The organism is Shewanella sp. OMA3-2, from assembly GCF_021513195.1.
Taxonomy (GTDB): Bacteria; Pseudomonadota; Gammaproteobacteria; order Enterobacterales; family Shewanellaceae; genus Shewanella.
Map to the genome: position 1 here is coordinate 656,291 of NZ_CP090974.1, position 20,820 is coordinate 677,110.

Consider the following 20,820-nt stretch of genomic DNA (forward strand, 5'->3'; position numbering starts at 1 on the left):
AAAAAACTTAGATTTTTTGTAAATGTCAACCTGCTAAATGGAATGGGTTTTACTGTTGACATTCTACTTTGTAATTAGTTTTATGTGCTATTCAGCTGCACCGAGTTAATCGTGATATATTGCGCTATTGAATTTTTTTATCCTCTAACTGTGATTGTAAAATTATTATGAGAACGGCGATTGTGACCCGTGAAGGGTTTGAAAAACTACAGCAAGAACTGCATTTTTTATGGCGTGAAGAACGACCAGAAATAACTAAGAAAGTGGCTTGGGCCGCTAGCTTGGGTGATAGAAGTGAAAATGCTGATTACCAGTACAATAAAAAACGTCTGCGTGAAATTGATTGGCGAGTAAGATACTTACGTAAAGCAATTGAAAACCTTAAAGTGGTCGACTATTCCCCTGAACAAGAAGGCAAGGTGTTTTTTGGTGCCTGGGTAGAGATTGAAAACGATGATGGCCAACAACTGACATTGCGGGTGGTTGGTTATGATGAAATTTTTGGACGTAAAAATTACATCTCGATAGATTCCCCTATGGCACGTGCTTTACTCAAAAAAGAAGTGGATGATGAGGCGATTGTCAGTACACCTGATGGTGATAAGTGTTGGTATATTAATAAGATATTTTATCGACAAGCTGAATAAGTGAACTTAAGAACTGTTATTTGCAAATCCTTTTTTGATAGCAATAAACATGACTAAATTCTGATTTATGTGCGGCTGTTGGTGCTACTTTTATCAAACTTGTTAACCCCGCCCTAGGCTGCGACACCTTGTCGCAGTTTCCGCTTTAGCTTTTGTCTGACGCCATTGTCTTAGGCCCCGCGCTGACGCAACTTATCTACAAAAATATCAATGAAAAGTTTTCAATATTAATCGCTGCAGTGTTGTCAGGAATGTTTATTGGCTAAGCTTTTGCTGCTGAACTGGACATTCTCATTATTCAATACTGTGATAATGATGCTCAGCCCATCGACTTAGCCAACTCTATGCAAGTTTAAACTTCCCACAGTTGCTGTGAACTATATCAACGACCATGTTAAGTAAAAACTATCTTCAGCAGCCAATTTTGTTTGGTTTGTGGTATTGTGAGGCAATTTTAAAATTCAAGCCTATAAACATCTGCTATGCATAATATTGCCCAAATAATTGCTCAAGAATTGAATGTTCGCCAACAACAAGTCGATGCTACGATTGCCTTGCTTAATGATGGTGCTACAGTGCCCTTTATTGCCCGTTATCGTAAAGAAGCCACCGGCGGGTTAGATGATACTCAACTGCGTCAGCTTTACTCACGCTTAGGGTATTTGACTGAGATGAGCGATCGACGCCAAGTTATTTTGTCCAGTATCGACGCCCAAGGTAAGTTAACCCCAGCATTAAAGTATGCAATCGACGAGGCTGACAGTAAAACTCGCCTTGAAGATTTATACCTGCCTTACAAACCTAAACGTCGCACTAAAGGACAAATAGCCATTGAAGCGGGCATTGAGCCATTGGTGGATATATTACTTGCAGACCGCAGTGCAGATGCTGACGTTAAAGCCGCCGAATTTATTAATATTGAAGCAGGTTTTACTGATGTTAAAGCCGTGCTGGATGGCGCACGTTTTATTTTAATGGAACGTTTTGCCGAAGATGCTGAGCTAGTGCTTAAAATTCGTAACCATTTAGCCCAACAAGCTGTGTTAGAAAGTAAAGTGGTTAAAGGTAAAGAAAAAGAAGGCGCTAAATTCCGTGATTACTTTGAACAAAGTGAAAGAATAACCAAGGTCCCATCACACCGTGCGTTAGCTATGCTTCGTGGTCGTAACGAAGGCATCTTAAGTTTAAGCATGAATGCCGACCCAGATACTGAAGCCAAACAAGGCAGTTACTGCGAAGTGATTATTGCCGATCATTTCAAGCTTAAACTCACCGACTCAAGTGTCGACCAATGGTTAAAAACCGTTGTAACCTCGACTTGGCGAATTAAAATTGCATTGCAAATGGAAACCGAGTTTATTGCTAAAATGCGTGAAAACGCAGAGGAAGAAGCAATTAAAGTATTTGCCCGTAACTTGGGTGATTTACTGATGGCTTCACCAGCGGGCGCAAAAGCGACTATGGGGCTAGATCCAGGTATTCGTACCGGCGTGAAGGTTGCCATTGTGGATAACACAGGTAAGTTAGTCGCCCACACAACGGTTTTCCCCCATGCGCCACAAAATTTGTGGGATAAATCAATCAAGACATTAGCTAATCTGGTTGGCATGCATAAAGTGGATATTATCGCGATAGGTAATGGCACGGGTTCGCGTGAAACCGACAAGCTGGCAGGTGAGTTAATTGCGGCGGTGAAAGAAAGTCGTCCAACATTGACCAAAGTGATGGTCAGTGAGGCTGGCGCATCTATTTATTCCGCTTCTGAATTTGCCGCGAATGAATTTCCTGATTTAGATGTGTCGATTCGAGGTGCAGTCTCAATTGCGCGTCGCCTACAGGACCCATTAGCTGAATTAGTTAAAATTGAACCTAAAGCCATTGGCGTAGGGCAATATCAACATGATGTGAGTCAAAGTCAGTTATCACAATCGCTTGAAGCTGTGGTGGAAGACTGTGTTAACAGCGTGGGTGTTGATTTAAACATGGCCTCTGCACCGTTATTGGCACAAGTGGCCGGGCTCAACAAAACCTTAGCGAAAAATGTAGTCGATTATCGTGATGAACACGGTCAATTCACTAACCGTAAACAGTTATTGAAAGTCGCGCGTTTAGGGCCAAAAGCGTTTGAGCAAGCCGCCGGTTTTTTACGGATCCGTAATGGTGATAATCCACTTGATAGTTCCGCTGTACATCCGGAAGCGTATTCAATAGTTGAGTCTATTGCCGCGGCATCTAAACATGATGTCACTCAATTGATTGGCAATGGCGAGTTATTAAAAGGCGTCAAAGCTGAGCTTTTTGTTACGGAATCATTTGGTTTGCCGACCATTACCGATATTTTAGCTGAATTAGATAAACCCGGACGTGATCCACGTGGTGAGTTTAAAACAGCTAATTTCAAAGATGGCGTAGAAGAGCTTAAGGATCTTAAGGTTGAGATGATCCTTGAAGGTGTTGTCACCAATGTGACTAACTTTGGCGCCTTTGTTGATGTAGGTGTTCACCAGGATGGTTTAGTGCATATATCTTCACTAACTGACAAGTTTGTTAGCGATCCTCATACCGTGGTTAAAGCGGGTGATGTGGTAAAAGTTAAAGTCATGGAAGTGGATATTGAGCGCCGCCGAGTCAGCTTAAGCATGCGCCTTGATGAAACGCCGCAACCTATTAATACTGACAGCAAACCACAGTATACGGGTCAGGCTAAAAATAGTAAGCCAGCTAGCCAAGGCCATAAATCTGCACATGCAGGCAGAAATTCAGCGCCATCAAAGGCCAAAGCACCTGCTAATGCCGCCATGGGTAATGCGTTTGCTGATGCATTGGCTAAGATGAAAAAATAACCTAAAAGTAAGCTAGTAGGTATATGCCATCAAAAAGCGCTTATTATTAAGCGCTTTTTTTGTTTTCGCCTGTAATAAACTGAAGTTTAACTGAATAAGTGATCATTCAGTTTTTCTTCAGTACTTCTTAAGTTCCGTTGCGCATTATTCACCTAAGTTAGTTTACCTTAGGCGAAAAAGTTGAAATTAATATCACAAGTAAATGAATATTGGCGAACAGTGGTACTGACTAAAGAGGCGATGATTGTGCTAATGGCGTTGTATTTCGCCACCGTGATTAATTTCCCAATCGTTGAGCGTATATATCAGTTGTCGACAGCCGGACACCTGTTTTTTTCACTTACCCCAGCCGTAGTGTTAACTGGTTTTTTTATGATGATATTTAGCCTATTGTCATCACGATTTATTTTTAAACCACTGCTGACGGTTTTGCTTATCTCTTCTGCTGCGGCCATGTATGCCATGCTGCAATACAATGTGTTATTTGATTATTCTATGATTGAAAACATATTCGAAACAAACTCATCAGAGGCCATTTCTTATCTTAGTTCCCGATCTATTTTGTATGTCGTTGTATTTGGTGTGCTACCGAGTATTTTTCTATGGTGTACGCCGATAGTTTCATCCGCTGGATTCTTTCGTACCTTGTTGCATCGCGTAGGGCTTGGTGTTATCGGCTTTGCATTAGTCGGTGTTGTAACGCTATTTTTCTATAAAGATTACGCTTCAGTGGGGCGCAATAATCACTATCTTAATAAAATGATTATCCCTGCGCATATTTTCAACACAGTAAAATATCTCAATAATACTTATTTAACTAAACCGCTGGTGTATAAAGCACGAGCAACTGACGCTAAAATGATCGCTTCACAATCGAATAAACCGACCTTGTTTGTGTTAGTTGTAGGTGAAACTGCCCGAGCCGAAAATATGGCTTATTATGGCTATGCGCGTAATACCAATCCTTATACTGCAGACTTAGGTTTGATTGCAGTTAAGGATGTATCCTCATGTGGCACAGCTACAGCACATTCATTGCCTTGTATGTTTTCAGACTTTACCCGTAATAATTATCATCGAGAGCAAGCAAACGCCCAAGATAATGTGCTTGATATTATTAAACAGGCAGGTGCTGAAGTGGTCTGGTTTGACAATGATGGTGGCGATAAAGAAGTGGCTGCGCGTATTGTGAAACACGAGATATCAGCTTCTTTAGACAATGCTTTATGCGATGGACAAAGCTGTTTTGATCAAATACTGGTGCAGCAATTATCCGCTTATTTAAGTGAGAAAGTGGCTAATAAAAATCAGCAAGCATTAACCAACCAAATGGTCGCTTTGCACACTATAGGCAGCCATGGACCAACATATTACAATCGTTATCCTAAAAGCTTACAACGCTTTGAGCCAGCATGTGAACGCAGTGATATTGAGAACTGTAGCGATACCGAAATCGTTAACGTTTATGATAATACCTTAGTGTATACCGACTACGTGTTAGCACAAACGATTGCATTACTAGAACAATATTCATCTGAATATAATGTTGCCATGGTGTATTTATCTGATCACGGTGAATCTCTAGGCGAACAAGGTCTTTATCTTCATGGTACGCCTTACGCTATTGCTCCAAGTCAACAAACTCATGTACCTTGGTTGATGTGGCTACCAGAAAGCTACACGGAGTCAAAAATGCTTGACCGAAAATGTATTGTTAAGCAAGCGACTCAAGGTGAGCACTCACATGACAATCTTTTTCATACCTTGTTAGGCTTATATGGAGTACAAACTCACTTAAAAAATAGCCAACTTGATATCAGTCAGAATTGCAAAATAGGTTAAGTGTTTTTATCGATAAATTGTTGCCGTAAGATATTAAAGTCGTGTGGCCATGAGCGGGTTAATGTAATTAATCAGGAAGATAAATGAAAGTGTTACTAATTGAAGATTCTGAAGCGCTGCGCAGAGGGATCAGAGTGGGGCTTGATCACTTAGGCTATACGGTCGATGAAACTGGTGACGGTTCTGAAGGCTTAAGTATGGCACTGATAAATCACTATGACTTTATTATTTTAGACTTAATGCTGCCTAATGTGGATGGCATTAGCTTACTAAAAAGTATCCGTAAATTGGGTAATCAAGCTAAGGTGATTATTTTATCTGCCAAATCGTTAACAGAAGATCGGGTTGCGGGGTTGCTCGCTGGCGCGGATGACTATCTCACCAAACCTTTCTCATTTGACGAGCTTCAGGCGCGTTTAGTTACTTTAGGGCGTCGTGGCGAGCTAACTTCACATTCGCAAAATGTGCGCATGGGTGAATTGCTGCTTGATGATAGCCAGAAGGTGTTGATTTATAAGCAAGCCACGATTGAACTGACTAAAAATGAATACAAAATTATCGAGTATTTATTTAACAACCCCAATCAAGTGCTTAATCCTGAGCAGATCAGTGAGGCCGTTGTCGGCTCATTCAATCATTTATCGAAAAATACTATCGAAGCCCACTTATCCGCCGTGCGTAAAAAAGCAAAACTAGTGGGTGCGACCTTACCGATAAAAAATAAACGCGGTTTTGGTTACTTTGTGGGTGAAGATTAATGAAGTCATTAGCTAGCAGTTTAGTGAATCGCATGACCTGGGCAGTATTAATTATTGTAGTACTGGTATTTTTAGCAATTGATATCATTATTGATAATTGGATTGATACTGAATTTGATAATGCGTTAACGACTAAATCTAACTACCTTAAAACCTTAATTAAAGTGTCGCCTGCCGGAGTTGAGTTTGATTTTGCAGGGGAATTTATGCCTGAATTTACTTTACCAGCTAAGGGAGAGTATTTTCAGTTATGGCAAGATGGTGTTGTATTTGAACGGTCTGAGTCATTAGAGCATTTTGGTCAAGCCAACCTCATTAACGTTGATTTACCGATTAATGGTCGGCAGTTTTTTGATGTGATTTTACCAGATGGGCGCTCAGGGCGGGCAATGGTGTCAGCTTTTGAACCACAGGTGCCCGATAAGTATCAAAACGTCCTTTCTGGCGGCGTTGCTCCGATGATATTAACCGTGGCGCTGTCAGAAGAAGAGTTAAATCATATTCTTATTATTATCGACTCCAGCCTAGCTATGGGTTTATTGCTGGTTATTCTATTTATGCGTTGGGCTGTGGTTAAGCTGATTCATCGAGGCTTACAACCATTAAATGAGTTAAACCAAGCTCTTAAAAACATTGATTTTCAGCAAACTGAGTTACAACTTCCTGCCAGTTTTAAAGCGTTTATCGAAATTGAACCGATAAAAAATGAGCTGAATAAATTTATTAGAATTAATCACAAGCATCTGCAAAATGAAAAGCGGATCACCGCTGATATTGCCCACGAGCTAAAAACCCCAATCAGTGAATTAATTAGTTTAAGTGAGATCTATATTCGTTATCCCCAAGATGAACGGATTGGCGTGAGTTACAAGCAAGATGTGTTGGCGATTAGCTTAAAAATGAAAGACATAGTTAATAATTTATTGTTATTGCAAAAGGCGTCTTCAGAAGGGTTGCAATTAAGCCAAACTATTATTGATATAGAGGTCTTTATTGACAAAATAGTCGCAGAATTGAATGCCATCCGAGCTGGAACCTTAGCCAGAGTGAACATTATCAGTGAGTTGGATGGGGTGAACTGCCGGACCGATGCATTTTCGCTTCATACTGTATTGTATAACTTGATTGATAATGCACTGTTTTATAGCCCGCAGCAGTCAAAGGTTAATATTCGCCTCGTTGAGCAAAAACCACGTGGCAATGACAACAAATCAGCGATAGTGATCACAATTGAAAATGAGTTGCTAAATAGCATCAGTGAAGATGATTTAGAACGGTTAACGCTGCCTTTATTTCAAACCGAAAAGTCTCGCCAACATCAAAATCGGCATGGGCTGGGTTTAGCTATTGTGGATAACATAGCCCAGGTGAATCAATATCATTTTTCATTTGCGCTAGTCGACAGCAATCGAATCGCTTTTACCTTTTCGTTACCTAAAATAACGTCATCACTTACTGACTAAAAATAAACCAACCGTTAATTGGATGTAAATTTTACCAAGTCTAAAATGAACTAATATGTATTTCCAGCGTCCAACAGGCAATAAATTACCATCATAAATTGGTTTTTATTATATTGATTGTAATAAGTTAACTGTAATCATTGAACGATACAGGATTAATCATTATTTGACTCATGTTAGTATTCTGTTAACGTGCACGCCGCAGTTTGCCATAATGCGTGTGGTTAAAATGCAGAGTTGGTAAAACTAGGCATGGTTAAACCAGAGTATTGATAAAAAAAGCACTGCCAATACAAAGCACCTTAAAAAGTATATTAAAAATAATAGCATAGTAAATTGGAGTTATTTATGGGGTTATTTTCCCTAAAGTCGAATGTTGACTACGTCAGATCATCTCGTTATCCCAAACCACATCATATCTATAGTGCAATTTTTGTTTTTGCGCTGATCATCATAGCTGTCACCACATTAAGCCGTATTGGTTTGTCACTGTGGCAAGTTGAACGGGTTAATGATGCCCAAGGTTGGTCTGAAATTATATTCCAAGGTGTACGTGTTGACTTTGCCACTCTGTGCTGGTTATTTGGCATTGCAGCGCTTGGTACGGCATTATTTTCAGGTAATCATGCGGTAGGGCGATTATGGACGTTGATTTTAAAAGTTTGGCTAACCCTTGGATTGTGGTTAATCGTGTTTTTAGAAATATCGACGCCATCATTTATTCAAGAATATGGTTTTAGACCAAATCGTTTATATGTTGAGTATCTGATTTATCCTAAAGAAGTGTTGTCTATGTTGTGGGCGGGGAGAAAAGCTGAGCTGATCTTCGCTTTTGTGGTATCTAGCGCCACATTATACGGTGGATGGCGCTTGTCTGACTCCCTTACCCGTAATATACGTTTTCCGCGTTGGTATTGGCGACCAGTCATGGCCGTTTTGGTTATTTGTGTCACTATTCTAGGGGCGCGCTCCTCTTTGGGACATAGACCGTTAAACCCATCTTTAGTGGCATTTTCAGATGACCCATTAATCAATTCACTCGTGCTTAATTCTGGCTACTCGTTAACTTTTGCCATCAAGCAGATGAGTAATGAAGAAGAGGCCTCAAAGGTATATGGCAAGTTAGATGATCAAAAGGTTATCGATATTATTCGCCGTCAAAGCGGTCGTACCGCACAAGCATTTACGTCTAATGATCTTCCTAGTTTGACCTTTAATCAGGCAACTTATCAGGGTAAACCTAAAAATCTAGTCATCATTTTGCAAGAAAGTCTAGGCGCTAGGTTTGTCGGCAGTTTAGGTGGATTACCGTTGACGCCTAATATTGATGAGCTGTCTTCCCAAGGATGGTTTTTTGATAATTTATACGCCACGGGCACACGGTCTGTTCGAGGTATTGAAGCGATAACAACAGGTTTTACCCCAACACCCGCTCGTGCAGTAGTGAAGCTGGGTAAAAGCCAAACTAACTTTTTCACCATTGCTGAATTATTAAAACGTAACGGTTATTCGACCCAGTTTATTTATGGTGGAGAAAGCCATTTTGACAACATGCGCAGTTTTTTCCTCGGTAATGGCTTTAGTCAAATTATCGATCAAGATGACTATAAAAACCCTGCTTTTGTGGCATCTTGGGGGGTGTCAGATGAAGATTTATTGTTTAGGGCTCATGATGAATTTACCGCAATGTACCAACAAGGTAAGCCATTTTTTAGCTTAGTGTTTAGTTCAAGTAATCATGACCCATATGAGTTTCCTGATAACCGTATCGAACTGTATGAACAGCCACAATATACCATGCACAATGCCGTGAAGTATGCCGATTACGCCGTGGGCGAATTTTTCAAAAAGGCACAAAAAGCGGACTATTGGAAAGACACTTTATTTCTGGTGGTTGCTGATCACGATAGTCGTGTAGGCGGCGCTAACCTAGTACCTATTTCGCGTTTTCGTATTCCAGGGCTGATTTTGGGAGGTGGTGTGGAAGCCAAGCGCGATCTTAGAGTGGTTAGCCAAATTGACATGGCGCCTACGTTATTGTCTATGATCGGTATTTCAGACAGTTACCCTATGCTAGGACGTGATTTAACCCAGCAAGCAGCTGATTGGCGAGTCGTGCCATGATGCAATATGATAAAAACTTCGCGCTAATGGAAGGCAATGAAGTGACTATATTGCAGCCAGAACAAGCGGCTAAAAGCTTTGTGTATGACTTTGGTGCAGAAACGTTGAAGTCACGTGAGTTGGATACCGAGCAAGCTGAAAACGCACTAGGATTAGCATTATGGGGCAGCGCTGCCTATAACAATCATTGGTTTACCTTACCAAAACACACTCAGGTAGAAGGGCCATCGCGCTAGTTATACCGTCGCGCCTGTTTTCATGCTGCAGTCGTTATTGTGTTGCGCAAGTGTAGAGTTAGGATAAAACGATAGTCGGTATAAGACGTTAGAGAGCGTGTTATATCGTGTCAGGGATACTCGCAAGTTTTGTCGGCATGTTTTGGCCATAATATTGGCTAACATGCTGCCTTACTTGCTGATAATACGCTGAGCTTTGCTTGGGCATGTCATCACTACGTACCGAAGACTTATTGTTTTGGGTTGTGCCTTGTTCAGCTTGGAGCGATTGTTTAATACGAATATCTTTACGCTGAATGGTAGGCGTGTTATTTGCCACTATATTTAGCGGTTGTCCCAGTAAGCTTTTAGGCGCAACTAACTGCTGAACAATGGCTTCTCTTTGACTTGTAGAGCGTTGCTGTTGCTGTTTTTGTTCAACAACATTGTGCGCTTGAGTCCGTTCATTTTGCTGATTGTAAGCACGCTCAGGATGATTCTTTGTGGGTTGTTGCGGTGGGATAATAGGTGGTTTTTGTTGATTATCCACCCGTGCAGAATCCGTCGCAACATTGGAAGTTACTATCGAAACTTGCGGGTAATGGGAATTAATCAACATACTCAATAACCTCCGCTCGGGATCATTTATATCCGAAGTTAACGTGTTTTTATAACGATTAAATTATAGCCAATATTTCAGTGTTGTTAAAGTACTAGCTGTTAATAGCTTCAATCCAATCACAAATGTGTTCAATAAAAAGGCTTGAATGTGAGATAAAAGGCGCATGAGATGCTTTGGCCAGCATAATGTCCTCGATATTTTCAGCCTTTATTAACATTGCAATCCCATTTTTTGGGACTAAACCATCTAATTTACCCCACACCCTCAGCCAAGGTCGCTTTATATTGTGTAATTGAGCGCGTAAGTCGACTTCTGCAAGCATAGTTAACCCCTGTTGCAAACTTGCCTCACAAGGTAGAGGTTTAGCCAGTACCAGCGCCTTTATCATTTGAATATCTGCTTTTGCGGTTTCACTGCCCATGGCTTGAATCGCTAAAAAGCGCTCAATTGTTTTAGGTAAATTTTTATGTAACTGCTGTGAGAATTGAGCTAATACTTGCGGTGCAATGCCAGGCCATGATTTTGGTCGGTCGGCTTCCAATGCCATAGAGCAAGGGGACGATGCGAGGGTTATTGTATCGGGCTCACTGCTAGCACAAAACAGAGGGTCTTCAGCTGGGCGCGCCATAAAGCAAGGTGATGATGCGACGGTAATCAGTGCTTTTATTTTAGTTGGAAATGTTAATGCGACTTGGGTGGCAATGAGTCCACCTAATGACCAGCCTATCCAGATTGCATTATCGGGTAACTGCGTTGCCAACGCTGCAGCCCAATGATGGATGTCGCCCTCAATAGGATCACTGTCACCAAAACCTGGCAAGTCGACATAATGCACTCTATACTCAGAGAAGGCCTGCTTTAAAGGTTCAAACACCGCGCTATTGACGCCCCAACCGTGAAGTAACACGATATCTTGGCCATCACCTAGGGTATTGATGTACAGTTTTGCGGTTGGCAATTTCTTTACCTCTATTTAATGGAATGAATAGTGAAGTTACTTAATAAACAAGGATGCATACAGCAACAATGCAGCCATCAATCTCAAGCTCAATGCCAGCCTGAAAAAAACTTGTCTGCTGCGACATCATTAGCCGTATTGCACGCTAAAAGCGTTACGTTATTAACCCATCTTAGTCGTGACTTACGCGCCAGTTTACCTAACCGCTGTTTACTGTGCCAGCAAAGGATTGAGCAGCAAGGCTATGCGGAGCTATTTAACGGTCAAGTACTGACAGGGGTATGTCAGTCGTGTTTAGTGAGCGGTTTATATCAAACAGAAGTGTGTTTGGGCTGTGCTAAACCCTTAATGCAATTACAAGAGTATTGTGGTCAGTGTATGGCTAGCTTGCCGCTTAAAGTCATTGCGCCTTGCAGTTATCATCAAGGGTTGGGTCGGTTGGTTAGCGCGATAAAATACCAACGTCAAATCGCGGCTTTACAGGTATTAGCACAACAGTTGGCATATCGTATTCAACAATTGGTAAAACACGGTTTAATTGACTTGCCCCAAGTTATTATTCCCGTGCCTTTGCACCCTAATCGCTTACGCCAACGTGGTTTTAATCAGGCATGGTTAATCGCCAAACAGCTGAGTTTGATGCTAGATCTGCCGTTAGATGATAGGTTTATTTTCCGACTTCAAGATACGCAACCACAAGCGGGACTGAACGGTAAACAAAGGCGTGACAACTGCCACCAAGCCTTTGCTTTGATGGCATCATTGGAGTCATGCTTAGCACCTGAATTAGTCTCAAGTAGATCTTGCTATCAACATGTGGCGTTGGTTGATGATGTAGTGACGACTGGCACGACGATTAATGAGATCGCCACATTGTTAAAACAACACAATATAGCCAGTCAAGCATGGTGTTTAGCGCGTGCAGAGGCGCCGAATTTACGCGACTAAGTTGCTCAATATATTGCAGTAAAGATCATTGATTCAGCATTAATAAGTCAACCGTTAATAGTGTCACTTTGATACTAGAGATTTAATTCGAGCCATTAGGGCAGGTGATTTATTGCATTTTTAATGATCAAACGACGAAGAGGACTACAAAGAGAATGCAACACAGAGTATCATGGTGCTAATTCTCACTAATTTACTCAGGTATTACCTGACGGAGTAAGTTTTATGATCTCCATTTCCGAAGCAGCTCAGGCTCATTTTGTAAAATTATTAGCAGATCAAACCGAAGGCACACATATTCGTGTATTCGTGATCAGTCCTGGTACCGCGCAAGCAGAATGTGGTGTGTCATATTGCCCACCAGATGCGGTAGAAGATGATGATATGGAATTACCGTTCAACGGGTTTAAGGCTATGGTCGATGAGAAAAGTGTGCCTTTTCTTCAAGAAGCCACCATTGATTATATTACTGATCAAATGGGTTCACAGTTAACCTTAAAAGCACCGAATGCCAAAATGCGTAAAGTGTCTGACGACGCGCCATTAAAAGAACGTATTGAATATGTTATTCAGTCTGAAATAAACCCGCAACTTGCTAGCCATGGTGGCAACATTATGCTGGTTGAAATTTCAGCTGAAGATGTCGCGGTATTACAATTTGGTGGTGGCTGTAATGGTTGCTCTCAAGTTGATATCACCTTAAAAGATGGTATCGAGAAGCAATTACTTGACCTATTTCCTGGTGAACTTAAGGGCGTGCGTGACGTGACAGATCACCAACACGGTGAGCATTCTTACGCTTAATCTTTGATTGCTTTCATTTAAAACGCGCCTATATATGGCGCGTTTTTTGTTATATCAGGGTGTAGATTTAAATGTCCGTCGATAAAACGTCATTACACTAAACAATATAATAAATGTACCAATTACCGATACTAACGTAATTAATAGTACATAACTAAAGGGCATATTCAGAGCATCATGTAGCGGCCTAACAAAGCTAGCTATTTGGCCTGAAAGCGGGCGGTCACTGTGTTTTAATGCGGACTGAATTTCACCTCGCTGGTAATTCATGGTAATGCTATCAGCTTGTCTTAACCAGACACTATTGTGGTTATCAAAATGTATACTGTATTCTAAATCTTGTTCTGTAGCCTCTTCTGTCTCGGGTTGCCTTGGCTTACTTATCGCGACTAACAGTGACTCTGGCCACAACTTCTGCGCGGTTTCCAGTTGACTGTGCCAATCATTTACTTGGCTTGGTGGATAAGACACATTGACTGCTTGCTGGTGTTGTAAATAACCCGTCCATAAGCCTTTGTAAGTGATCAAGAAGCCGCTTACACACTGAATAAATAACGGCAGTGAAATAAATAATCCTAGTTGAATATGGCTTTTCACTAAGCTGCTTGAACGGGTATTTTTTGGCACACTGTGTTTTAATCTAAAGCCACTGCGTACCCGCCACCATAAGTAGATCCCAATTAAGGTAATCACACCACCAATCAGTGCAGCCCATGCGTTGATATATTTACCCACATCATCAAGTAAAAAATTTCTGTGTAACCAAAAGATTGTATTGTAAAAAGGCACATTTTTAGACTCGTGAATGGAGAGTTCATTAAGATTAGTATCTAACGCAATCCTTTTTCCACGGGTCGCGGCTTCAATAAAAGGTGAGTGTTCAGTTGGGAAGCGTACCGTACTCATTTCAGGATAACGTTCAAACACAGTTTGGGTCACCTGTGCTTTTTCTGCTGTGGTGAGTGGCACAAATAGCTGGCCTTTGTTATCTAGGCGGTTGAGCATATCCATACTGCCAAGATATACCCCAGTGGTTAAGACGATAAGCATAGTAATGCTAATAAAAAATCCTACCCAGTTATGAAACCATTTCAAAGCTGATACCACTTTCATAAATAACGTTCTCAGTTTTTATCGTGTCAAAGCACGATTATTTAGTATTGTGTTTAAATTGGTGCGAATGATAATCAATATCGTTTAATTCATCAATTAAAGAAGTGTAAAGATGCGGATAAATATGTGATAACCGATAGAGTTCTATCATGATTAACGATCTAGAGAGGAGGGCTGATCGCCACAAGCAGTAAACCGCCTTTTGACAACCGCCGAGATAGTGGCAGTGAAGAGAGTTTTGGGAGAGACACTTATTTACCGCCGAGGATTGACGGCCTATTGATAGGTCTGGCCATTATGCTGTAACCAACCACCAATATGACGCCCATTTGGATCCCTGTGAGTCCAATGAACAACACCGCCGTTATCATTCCATTCATATTGGCCATAAAATGTAATTTGATCACCAATCGATATTGTATTTATTCGCGGCGCTAGGTCTATGTTATGTGCGATGAGTAACGTTTGGCCTGATGGTAACTGTAAAATAAATTTTTGATGACGCGACCCCTGATTGTCGTCCGCTAATAACTTAATTACTTTACCAACCCCTTTAACCTGCACATTACTGCGCTTATTTTCATAGGCATGTGCAATTGCATCTTGTGTTGCGCTAATGCTAGCTGACTCATTCACACTAGCTGTGCCAATATGAGTAGTACTTTGCGCTGGAGTGTTAACTACTATCGCTGAGTGACTGCCAGTTGAAGACAGCTGATAAAAGGTTGAGCATATCAGTAAGAGAACAATTATTTTTTTCATATAAGCTCTATATGGCTAATCGTTATAGTTAACGTCTTTAAATGACTTTGTTAAATCAGTTCCTTTTAAATCAATTAATTTAAAAGATGTTATAAGCATACAAAGCTATCAAGGTTTAATCGCCGCTATAACGTGTTGTCTATTCAGTTTTAAACCCGTCTCGGTAATATTAGGCCAAGCATACCAATGTCTTGGCCGTTTAAAGTTTGCCAGTTTCTCACTGACCCAGCCAGCTAATTGTTGTTCAATATCGATTGGTAAGGCTGTTGTGGCATAATCGATAATCGCCGCAGGCAGTAAACCGAACTGAGTATCAGCTTGCCCAAATACTATCACTTTAGCCACTAAAGGGTGTTGCATCAGTACCGACTCAATCTCTTCAGGTTGAATGTTTTCACCACCACAAATAAACATATTATCGGCTCTACCTAATAAAATGAGTTGGCCTTTTTGATTTAATTGACCGCGATCCTGTGTGCAAAACCAACCTTGTTGATCTACTGGCAAATGCAGCTGTAATTGTTGTTGTGCATTAGGCACAAGATAACCTTGAAACAAGCATTCTCCTTTTACCCAAATAACACCATCAACTAGTTTCAGTTGTCTGTGCGGTAATGCGCGCCCATGGTGGTGCTGTACATTAGCTTTGGCGGTGGTGATTTGCGAGCTCATTTCAGTCATACCATAACTGGTATAGGTGTTTATTTGTTGCTGGGCTAGCGTTTCAATTAATGCAGGTTCAATAATACCGCCACCTAATAGTAAGGCTTTAAGTTGGTTTAAGGCTTGCGGGGCTTGATTAATAATACGTACTGCCTGAGTTGGCACCATGGACACATGGGTGACAGCATCGTGTTTAAGCTGCTGCTCAAGAGGGTTCTGGCTCGACTTAATCACAATACAGGCACCCGCAATAGCGCAGCGGTTAACAATCGCTAGGCCACCGATATGAAACAAGGGTAACGATAATAACCAACGGTCACTGTTATTAAGTGGAATATATCGGCTTGAACCCTGAGCACTGGCCATGTGATTCATTAAAGAATGCACCGCCGCTTTTGGCGTGCCACTTGAACCCGATGTGAGAATAATATTGGCAGCAATATGTGGGTTAATTTTCTGTGGCGTAAAAGTTTGCTGAATATCTTTTGGTATCGTGCTGTGGTGTAAGTGGTCAGTGCTACTTTCTGTTTGACTGTCAGGTGTCAGCTCGGGGACTTGCACCGTGGCAGCAGGATGACCATTTAACCAAATCATATTAGGGCTGGTGACTAATTCACTAACAAGTGAGGTTTGCCAGATAAAGTTAACCTGTAGGCGCAGCAGAAGTTGTTGAATTTGAAGCGTTGAAAATCGGCCATTAATCGGGAAAAATATTGCGCCTATTTCAATGCAAGCCCAGTACAGGGTGATAATCGATAGTGTCTGCTGTGCTAAGTTGTTATTAGCATTACAGATGTCGCCATGAAGCGTACTGTCTTGAGTCGCATTGTTGACATCGCATAGCCCAATACTTTTGGCCGCTATAATAGCGGCAACAATACTGCCTTGCTTAACGCCCTGCAGGTGTAACTGATATGACAGTGCGCTGACTTGCTTTGCCCAATCCGCATAGCTAAGTGCTTGCCCCTCAACTAACACAGCAATGTTATTGGGTGCTTGCTGTGCAGCTTGTTGAATGGGCGATAGCATCATAAAACAGACTAGCCTTTTACCTGAGTTAACTGGGTAAAATTTAAACTGCCATCGTCATGTAATAATCGCTGACTAAAGGCGCTTAAAGTATCTAATCCGGCAGGATTATCAGGGGTTAATGCTTGGCTAATTAGCGTTAAATCAGTAATGCCGACATCAGATTCAAGGCTTGAGCTTAAAATGCAACGCACACCTTGAAGCTCTGCAATATTGACAATGTTTTGTATCTTGCTGAGTGAGCCCAGCAACATAGGTTTTAAAATAAATGCCCCTATGCCTGGTTGCTGTTGCAGTAGTTTATCTAAGTCTAAACCTGCGGTTAATAAACACTCATCTAAAGCATATTTAATGCCGAGCTGCTGATACATTTTCAAGTTGTCACTGGGTTGCTGACAAGGCTCTTCAACGTATTCGATTTGTTTTTTGGGTAAACAGGCTAAAAAATCAACCGCTTGATTGAGGGTAAAACCACGATTGGCATCAAGGCGTAAGGTTAAGTTCGGTTTGCGAGCTAATATTTGATGCACGAAGGCGATTTCGCTGTCCATGTCAGTTTGTGCCACTTTGATTTTGACACTGTGAATATGGCTTAAATCAACCAGCTTTTGATCAATCGCCGTAGCGGATAAACCGTGGTACAGCAAAGGGATGTTGGCCTGGGTAATGACTCTAACCAGGAACTGTTGTTGGCATTTAGCCGCTAATACGCTTAAACCAAATTGCACTGAAGGCAATAAACTGTGTTCAGCTGCTTGGGCTAGCTCAGCAATATCTTGCCCTATTAACTGAGATTGAAGCAGGATAAGTTCAGCGCTAACTTGTGCCAGAGTTTCATTGCTAAAACCTGCTAATGGTAAACCTTCAATATCAATGCCTGCAAGGGGAGATATTTCGGCAAAATACTGTTGCTGATCGTCTAATGTTACATTAACGATAATACCCACTCGATGATCAATACGTTGTTTGGCAACGGGTAACGGTACAGTTAAATCAATTTGAAATTGATACAATTCAAACGATGCGATCTTAGGCATAGGGAGGCACTCTTATTTTTGTGATTCATCACGAATTAGCATCGCGAAGTAACGATAATAACCTGTCTGCAAACATTTGCGGTTGTATTGAATGAATATTGTGACCTACCCCTGCAATTATGCTCAAATGAAGTTGTGATTTCAGCGTTTGGTCTACGCTAGAAATGGGCATATTAGCTTGGGTGTTTTGTTGTAGGTTTTGTTGTAGGTGTTCACGCCAGCTATTGGCTAATTGCTGAAACTTTTTATCCTGCTCGCCGCTAATAAAGTAGCTGGGGCACCTGAGTTGTTGTAATACGTCTCGACAGTCTTGTTGCAAACCTAATGAGGTTGCTTGATAGCATGGGTGCAAGTGATGTTGATTGTTCGATTGACGCTTACTGATTAACCATTGGCGCTGCTCTGAGGTTAAGTCTGAGAAAACCGCTTGTTGATACCATAAACTCAAAAACTGCCTTAAAGGCAAAGCGATAAGCCTATTGGCCCAACGTTGATCGCTGAGTATTCTTTGTTGCTTATCGACTTCATTTTGTAAACCAGGATGCGCAGACTCTAGCACTAAACTCAGTAATGCTTGTGGCTGATGTTTGGCGATGTGCAAAGCAATACGTCCACCTAGCGAATATCCGACTAAATGAAACTTTTGATAACCTAATAGAGTCACCGCGTCAAAAATATGTTCAGCCGCCGCTAATAATCCTGGGGTTGGTAAACGATATTGATTGCCGCCATGGCCAGGTAAATCGATACAAATGCAATGGTAATACTGGCTCATCTTGGCCATCAAAGGTTGCCAATCCTCTTTTGCCCCCATAAAGCCATGTAGAAATACCATGGCAGCTAACTTAGGGTCACCGTATCGATTGATCCATGTCATTAATGTTGTTTAACCCATTGGCTAATTTGAGCAATTTGATTGCTCGCTTGATCAGAGCTGACATTCACTTCAATCACGCTGGCGCAGTTAAAGTCCATGGCTTCGGTATAGGCTTGTGTAAACGATTCTAAATCATCGGCTTGACGATAAGCTAAGCCAAACATCGCAGCACCGTAACCAAATTCTAATCCATGTGATAAGCGATAAAATTCGTGTCTGAGCTGTTCTGTTGGAACCGGCAATAAATTAAAAATATTGCCGCCGTCATTATTTAAAACCACTAACACATAAGCTGAAGTAATTTGTTTCAATAACGCTAAAGAGTTCAAATCGTGCAAGCATGAAATATCGCCGATGATCATAGTCATAGGTCGTTTTTGATCGATTGCAATCCCTGCGCTGGTGGCGATAAGTCCGTCAATACCTGAGGCTCCGCGATTGGTATATACCTTAGGTAACGCAGGACCTATTGGGGCATACATATCATATAAGCGGATCGGTAGGCTGTTACCTATAAATAAAATATTATCGGTAGTTTGTTGTTGAGCAATCCAGCGGATCACTTGCGCCTCACCAAATTGAGTTTGGTCAATCTGTTGAATAAACAATGCTGCTAAGGCTTCATTATGGCTAATAAGTGCCAGTGCCCAGTTGGCGCTTGATGAGCGTGGCCAGGCTAACGCGCAAAATGCACTGACACTGGTTTGCCAAATCTGTTTACTTTGATGGCTTGGATCTAATCGGCTTGAACGAGGTAATACTTGCCAATGACTGTGCCAAGATTGATTGGCTAAGTAGCTGATTAAACGCTTAGAAATAAAGCGACCGCCAAATACCAAGACACGATCTGCTTGTTCCAATAGCTTGTTAGTTTTAGGGCATAGCAACAGTTGATCGACATTACCAATCACCCCAGAATGTTGTCTGAGCTGAGATTGCGCATCGGTCACTATTGGCCAGGCAAGTTTTTGGGCTATTTCAATAATTTGTTGCGGATTGTCTTCGGGTGACAAGGTACCCACCACGATAACGCCCTTACCATGAGCAAAGCGTTTCAATCCATCTTCGCTTGGCAGTTGTGCGCCCATTGTTAGATGATAATAGCTATATGGGTGTTGATGGCTTAACCACTGACAAAGGGGCTGTAAATATTGTTGAATTACAACCGACGCATTTTTAGCTTGTTTGGCTAGGGGGCTAAGTTCATTAGGGTAAAACGGTTCGCGGTACATGCAATTAATGTGTACCGGCTGGCTTGTTTGGCTAACCGCATGATCTATCGTGGTTAACAATGCACTAGCTGGTAAAGCCAAATCCGGTGTCGGTAAATTTACTTCGGCAGCGTAATGGGCAAAAATACCTGGCTGAATAATGGCTTGATTGGCGCCACAATCAATTAATTCTGGCGGACGATCGCCTGATAATACAATTAACGGCACATGGGTTAACCAAGCTTCTATTATTGCAGGATATAAATTGGCAACGGCGGTGCCTGAGGTGGTAATAATCGCCACGGGGGCGCAACTCGCTTTGGCTAATCCTAGCGCCATAAAGCCTAACCCGCGCTCGTCAAAATGAATATGGCGACTAATGGCGGTTTGTGATGCTGCGGCTAATGTTAAAGGCGTTGACCGTGAACCTGGCGCCATACATACGTGCTTAACCCCTAAACGGCTAAGTTCTTCAAGAATGAGTTGGCCCCACAAAAGGTTTACATCGGCACTAGCCTGAGCGTGCATATTAATCAATACCTGCAAAAAAGAGTCTGTTTTAAGTGTAACCGTTCGCCATAACGATATCTAAGATTTAGTGTGCATTTTTAACATGTGACTGAAAAAGAGCTGTGAAAATTTAGACTAAAAAACCACAAGTAAATTTTTTGTTGTGCTAATGTTGTATATGTGATTTATATCAAGATAGATAGTTAAACAATGTCAAACAGTTAACAAGAAATGAAACACAAACAGGATAGTTTGACGCTGGTAATGGGCTGAGTCTTGAGTTGCTTAGTGGATTGATAACGCGATTGATAACGCAATTTGAATCACAACCAACTTTTGGTTAGGTCTTGGTTATAAAAAGTATAAACACAATAATAAAACCTACCATAATGAG

General features: G+C 41.4%; 15 protein-coding genes and 1 pseudogene. 8 read left to right on the forward strand and 8 right to left on the reverse strand.

What is annotated here, in order from left to right; genetic code table 11:
- The first annotated feature begins 167 nt into the window (after positions 1–167).
- The 6 genes and pseudogenes from greB to L0B17_RS03005 all read left to right on the forward strand — a co-directional run bounded on the left by greB (position 168) and on the right by L0B17_RS03005 (position 9,913).
- Positions 168–647, forward strand: coding sequence for a transcription elongation factor GreB (gene greB / locus L0B17_RS02980; RefSeq protein ID WP_235087476.1), 480 nt, complete (start codon positions 168–170; stop codon positions 645–647).
- Positions 648–1,129: 482 nt separating this feature from the next.
- Entirely contained in the window at positions 1,130–3,490 is a 2,361-nt protein-coding gene (locus L0B17_RS02985; RefSeq protein ID WP_235087477.1) for a Tex family protein, read from the forward strand.
- A gap of 180 nt (positions 3,491–3,670) precedes the next feature.
- Complete coding sequence (locus L0B17_RS02990) at positions 3,671–5,332, forward strand: phosphoethanolamine transferase (RefSeq protein ID WP_235087479.1); 1,662 nt, start codon at positions 3,671–3,673, stop codon at positions 5,330–5,332.
- A gap of 83 nt (positions 5,333–5,415) precedes the next feature.
- Positions 5,416–6,090: a response regulator transcription factor gene (locus L0B17_RS02995; RefSeq protein WP_235087482.1), complete on the forward strand. Its 675-nt coding sequence runs from the start codon at positions 5,416–5,418 to the stop codon at positions 6,088–6,090.
- Positions 6,090–7,553, forward strand: coding sequence for a sensor histidine kinase (locus tag L0B17_RS03000; RefSeq protein ID WP_235087484.1), 1,464 nt, complete (start codon positions 6,090–6,092; stop codon positions 7,551–7,553). The genes L0B17_RS02995 and L0B17_RS03000 overlap by 1 nt, the downstream gene beginning before the upstream one ends.
- A gap of 348 nt (positions 7,554–7,901) precedes the next feature.
- Positions 7,902–9,913, forward strand: a pseudogene (locus tag L0B17_RS03005) (LTA synthase family protein).
- A gap of 100 nt (positions 9,914–10,013) precedes the next feature.
- On the opposite strand, the gene L0B17_RS03010 reads toward L0B17_RS03005, so the two are convergent.
- The gene (locus L0B17_RS03010) at positions 10,014–10,511 is read right to left on the reverse strand and encodes a hypothetical protein (protein ID WP_235087485.1); all 498 of its coding nucleotides are present in this window, start codon (positions 10,509–10,511) and stop codon (positions 10,014–10,016) included.
- Positions 10,512–10,605: 94 nt separating this feature from the next.
- Positions 10,606–11,472 (reverse strand): alpha/beta fold hydrolase, encoded by an 867-nt coding sequence (locus L0B17_RS03015; RefSeq protein ID WP_235087487.1) that lies wholly within the window; start codon positions 11,470–11,472, stop codon positions 10,606–10,608.
- 30 nt (positions 11,473–11,502) lie between these two features.
- Between L0B17_RS03015 and L0B17_RS03020 the strand changes: the two genes are divergently transcribed.
- On the forward strand, positions 11,503–12,420 hold the full coding sequence (locus tag L0B17_RS03020) for a ComF family protein (RefSeq protein WP_235087489.1): 918 nt from the start codon (positions 11,503–11,505) through the stop codon (positions 12,418–12,420).
- Positions 12,421–12,645: 225 nt separating this feature from the next.
- The gene (gene nfuA, locus L0B17_RS03025; RefSeq protein WP_235087490.1) at positions 12,646–13,224 is read left to right on the forward strand and encodes a Fe-S biogenesis protein NfuA; all 579 of its coding nucleotides are present in this window, start codon (positions 12,646–12,648) and stop codon (positions 13,222–13,224) included.
- A 54-nt stretch (positions 13,225–13,278) separates the two neighbouring features.
- Here nfuA and L0B17_RS03030 read toward each other — a convergent pair whose 3' ends face one another.
- The 6 genes from L0B17_RS03030 to menD all read right to left on the reverse strand — a co-directional run bounded on the left by L0B17_RS03030 (position 13,279) and on the right by menD (position 20,444).
- Positions 13,279–14,337: a PepSY-associated TM helix domain-containing protein gene (locus tag L0B17_RS03030; RefSeq protein WP_235087492.1), complete on the reverse strand. Its 1,059-nt coding sequence runs from the start codon at positions 14,335–14,337 to the stop codon at positions 13,279–13,281.
- Between the two features lie 276 nt (positions 14,338–14,613).
- Entirely contained in the window at positions 14,614–15,099 is a 486-nt protein-coding gene (locus tag L0B17_RS03035) for a DUF3465 domain-containing protein (protein WP_235087494.1), read from the reverse strand.
- Positions 15,100–15,207: 108 nt separating this feature from the next.
- A complete protein-coding gene (gene menE / locus L0B17_RS03040; protein ID WP_235087495.1) occupies positions 15,208–16,794 on the reverse strand; it encodes an o-succinylbenzoate--CoA ligase in 1,587 nt (528 codons plus the stop codon).
- 8 nt (positions 16,795–16,802) lie between these two features.
- On the reverse strand, positions 16,803–17,828 hold the full coding sequence (gene menC, locus L0B17_RS03045) for an o-succinylbenzoate synthase (protein WP_235087497.1): 1,026 nt from the start codon (positions 17,826–17,828) through the stop codon (positions 16,803–16,805).
- A 28-nt stretch (positions 17,829–17,856) separates the two neighbouring features.
- Positions 17,857–18,705, reverse strand: a complete 849-nt coding sequence (gene menH / locus L0B17_RS03050; protein WP_235087498.1) for a 2-succinyl-6-hydroxy-2,4-cyclohexadiene-1-carboxylate synthase — start codon at positions 18,703–18,705, stop codon at positions 17,857–17,859.
- Positions 18,705–20,444, reverse strand: a complete 1,740-nt coding sequence (gene menD, locus L0B17_RS03055) for a 2-succinyl-5-enolpyruvyl-6-hydroxy-3-cyclohexene-1-carboxylic-acid synthase (protein WP_235087500.1) — start codon at positions 20,442–20,444, stop codon at positions 18,705–18,707. The genes menH and menD overlap by 1 nt, the downstream gene beginning before the upstream one ends.
- Between the last annotated feature and the right edge of the window lie 376 nt (positions 20,445–20,820).

What these genes read in the sequence shown, in the direction of transcription:
- menD (WP_235087500.1), bottom strand. Translation starts at nt 20,444, where the DNA reads ATGCACGCTCAGGCTAGTGCCGATGTAAACCTTTTGTGGGGCCAACTC.
- greB (WP_235087476.1), top strand. Translation starts at nt 168, where the DNA reads ATGAGAACGGCGATTGTGACCCGTGAAGGGTTTGAAAAACTACAGCAA.
- L0B17_RS03035 (WP_235087494.1), bottom strand. Translation starts at nt 15,099, where the DNA reads ATGAAAAAAATAATTGTTCTCTTACTGATATGCTCAACCTTTTATCAG.
- menE (WP_235087495.1), bottom strand. Translation starts at nt 16,794, where the DNA reads ATGATGCTATCGCCCATTCAACAAGCTGCACAGCAAGCACCCAATAAC.
- L0B17_RS02995 (WP_235087482.1), top strand. Translation starts at nt 5,416, where the DNA reads ATGAAAGTGTTACTAATTGAAGATTCTGAAGCGCTGCGCAGAGGGATC.
- menC (WP_235087497.1), bottom strand. Translation starts at nt 17,828, where the DNA reads ATGCCTAAGATCGCATCGTTTGAATTGTATCAATTTCAAATTGATTTA.
- menH (WP_235087498.1), bottom strand. Translation starts at nt 18,705, where the DNA reads ATGACATGGATCAATCGATACGGTGACCCTAAGTTAGCTGCCATGGTA.
- nfuA (WP_235087490.1), top strand. Translation starts at nt 12,646, where the DNA reads ATGATCTCCATTTCCGAAGCAGCTCAGGCTCATTTTGTAAAATTATTA.
- L0B17_RS03000 (WP_235087484.1), top strand. Translation starts at nt 6,090, where the DNA reads ATGAAGTCATTAGCTAGCAGTTTAGTGAATCGCATGACCTGGGCAGTA.
- L0B17_RS03030 (WP_235087492.1), bottom strand. Translation starts at nt 14,337, where the DNA reads ATGAAAGTGGTATCAGCTTTGAAATGGTTTCATAACTGGGTAGGATTT.
- L0B17_RS02985 (WP_235087477.1), top strand. Translation starts at nt 1,130, where the DNA reads ATGCATAATATTGCCCAAATAATTGCTCAAGAATTGAATGTTCGCCAA.
- L0B17_RS03010 (WP_235087485.1), bottom strand. Translation starts at nt 10,511, where the DNA reads ATGTTGATTAATTCCCATTACCCGCAAGTTTCGATAGTAACTTCCAAT.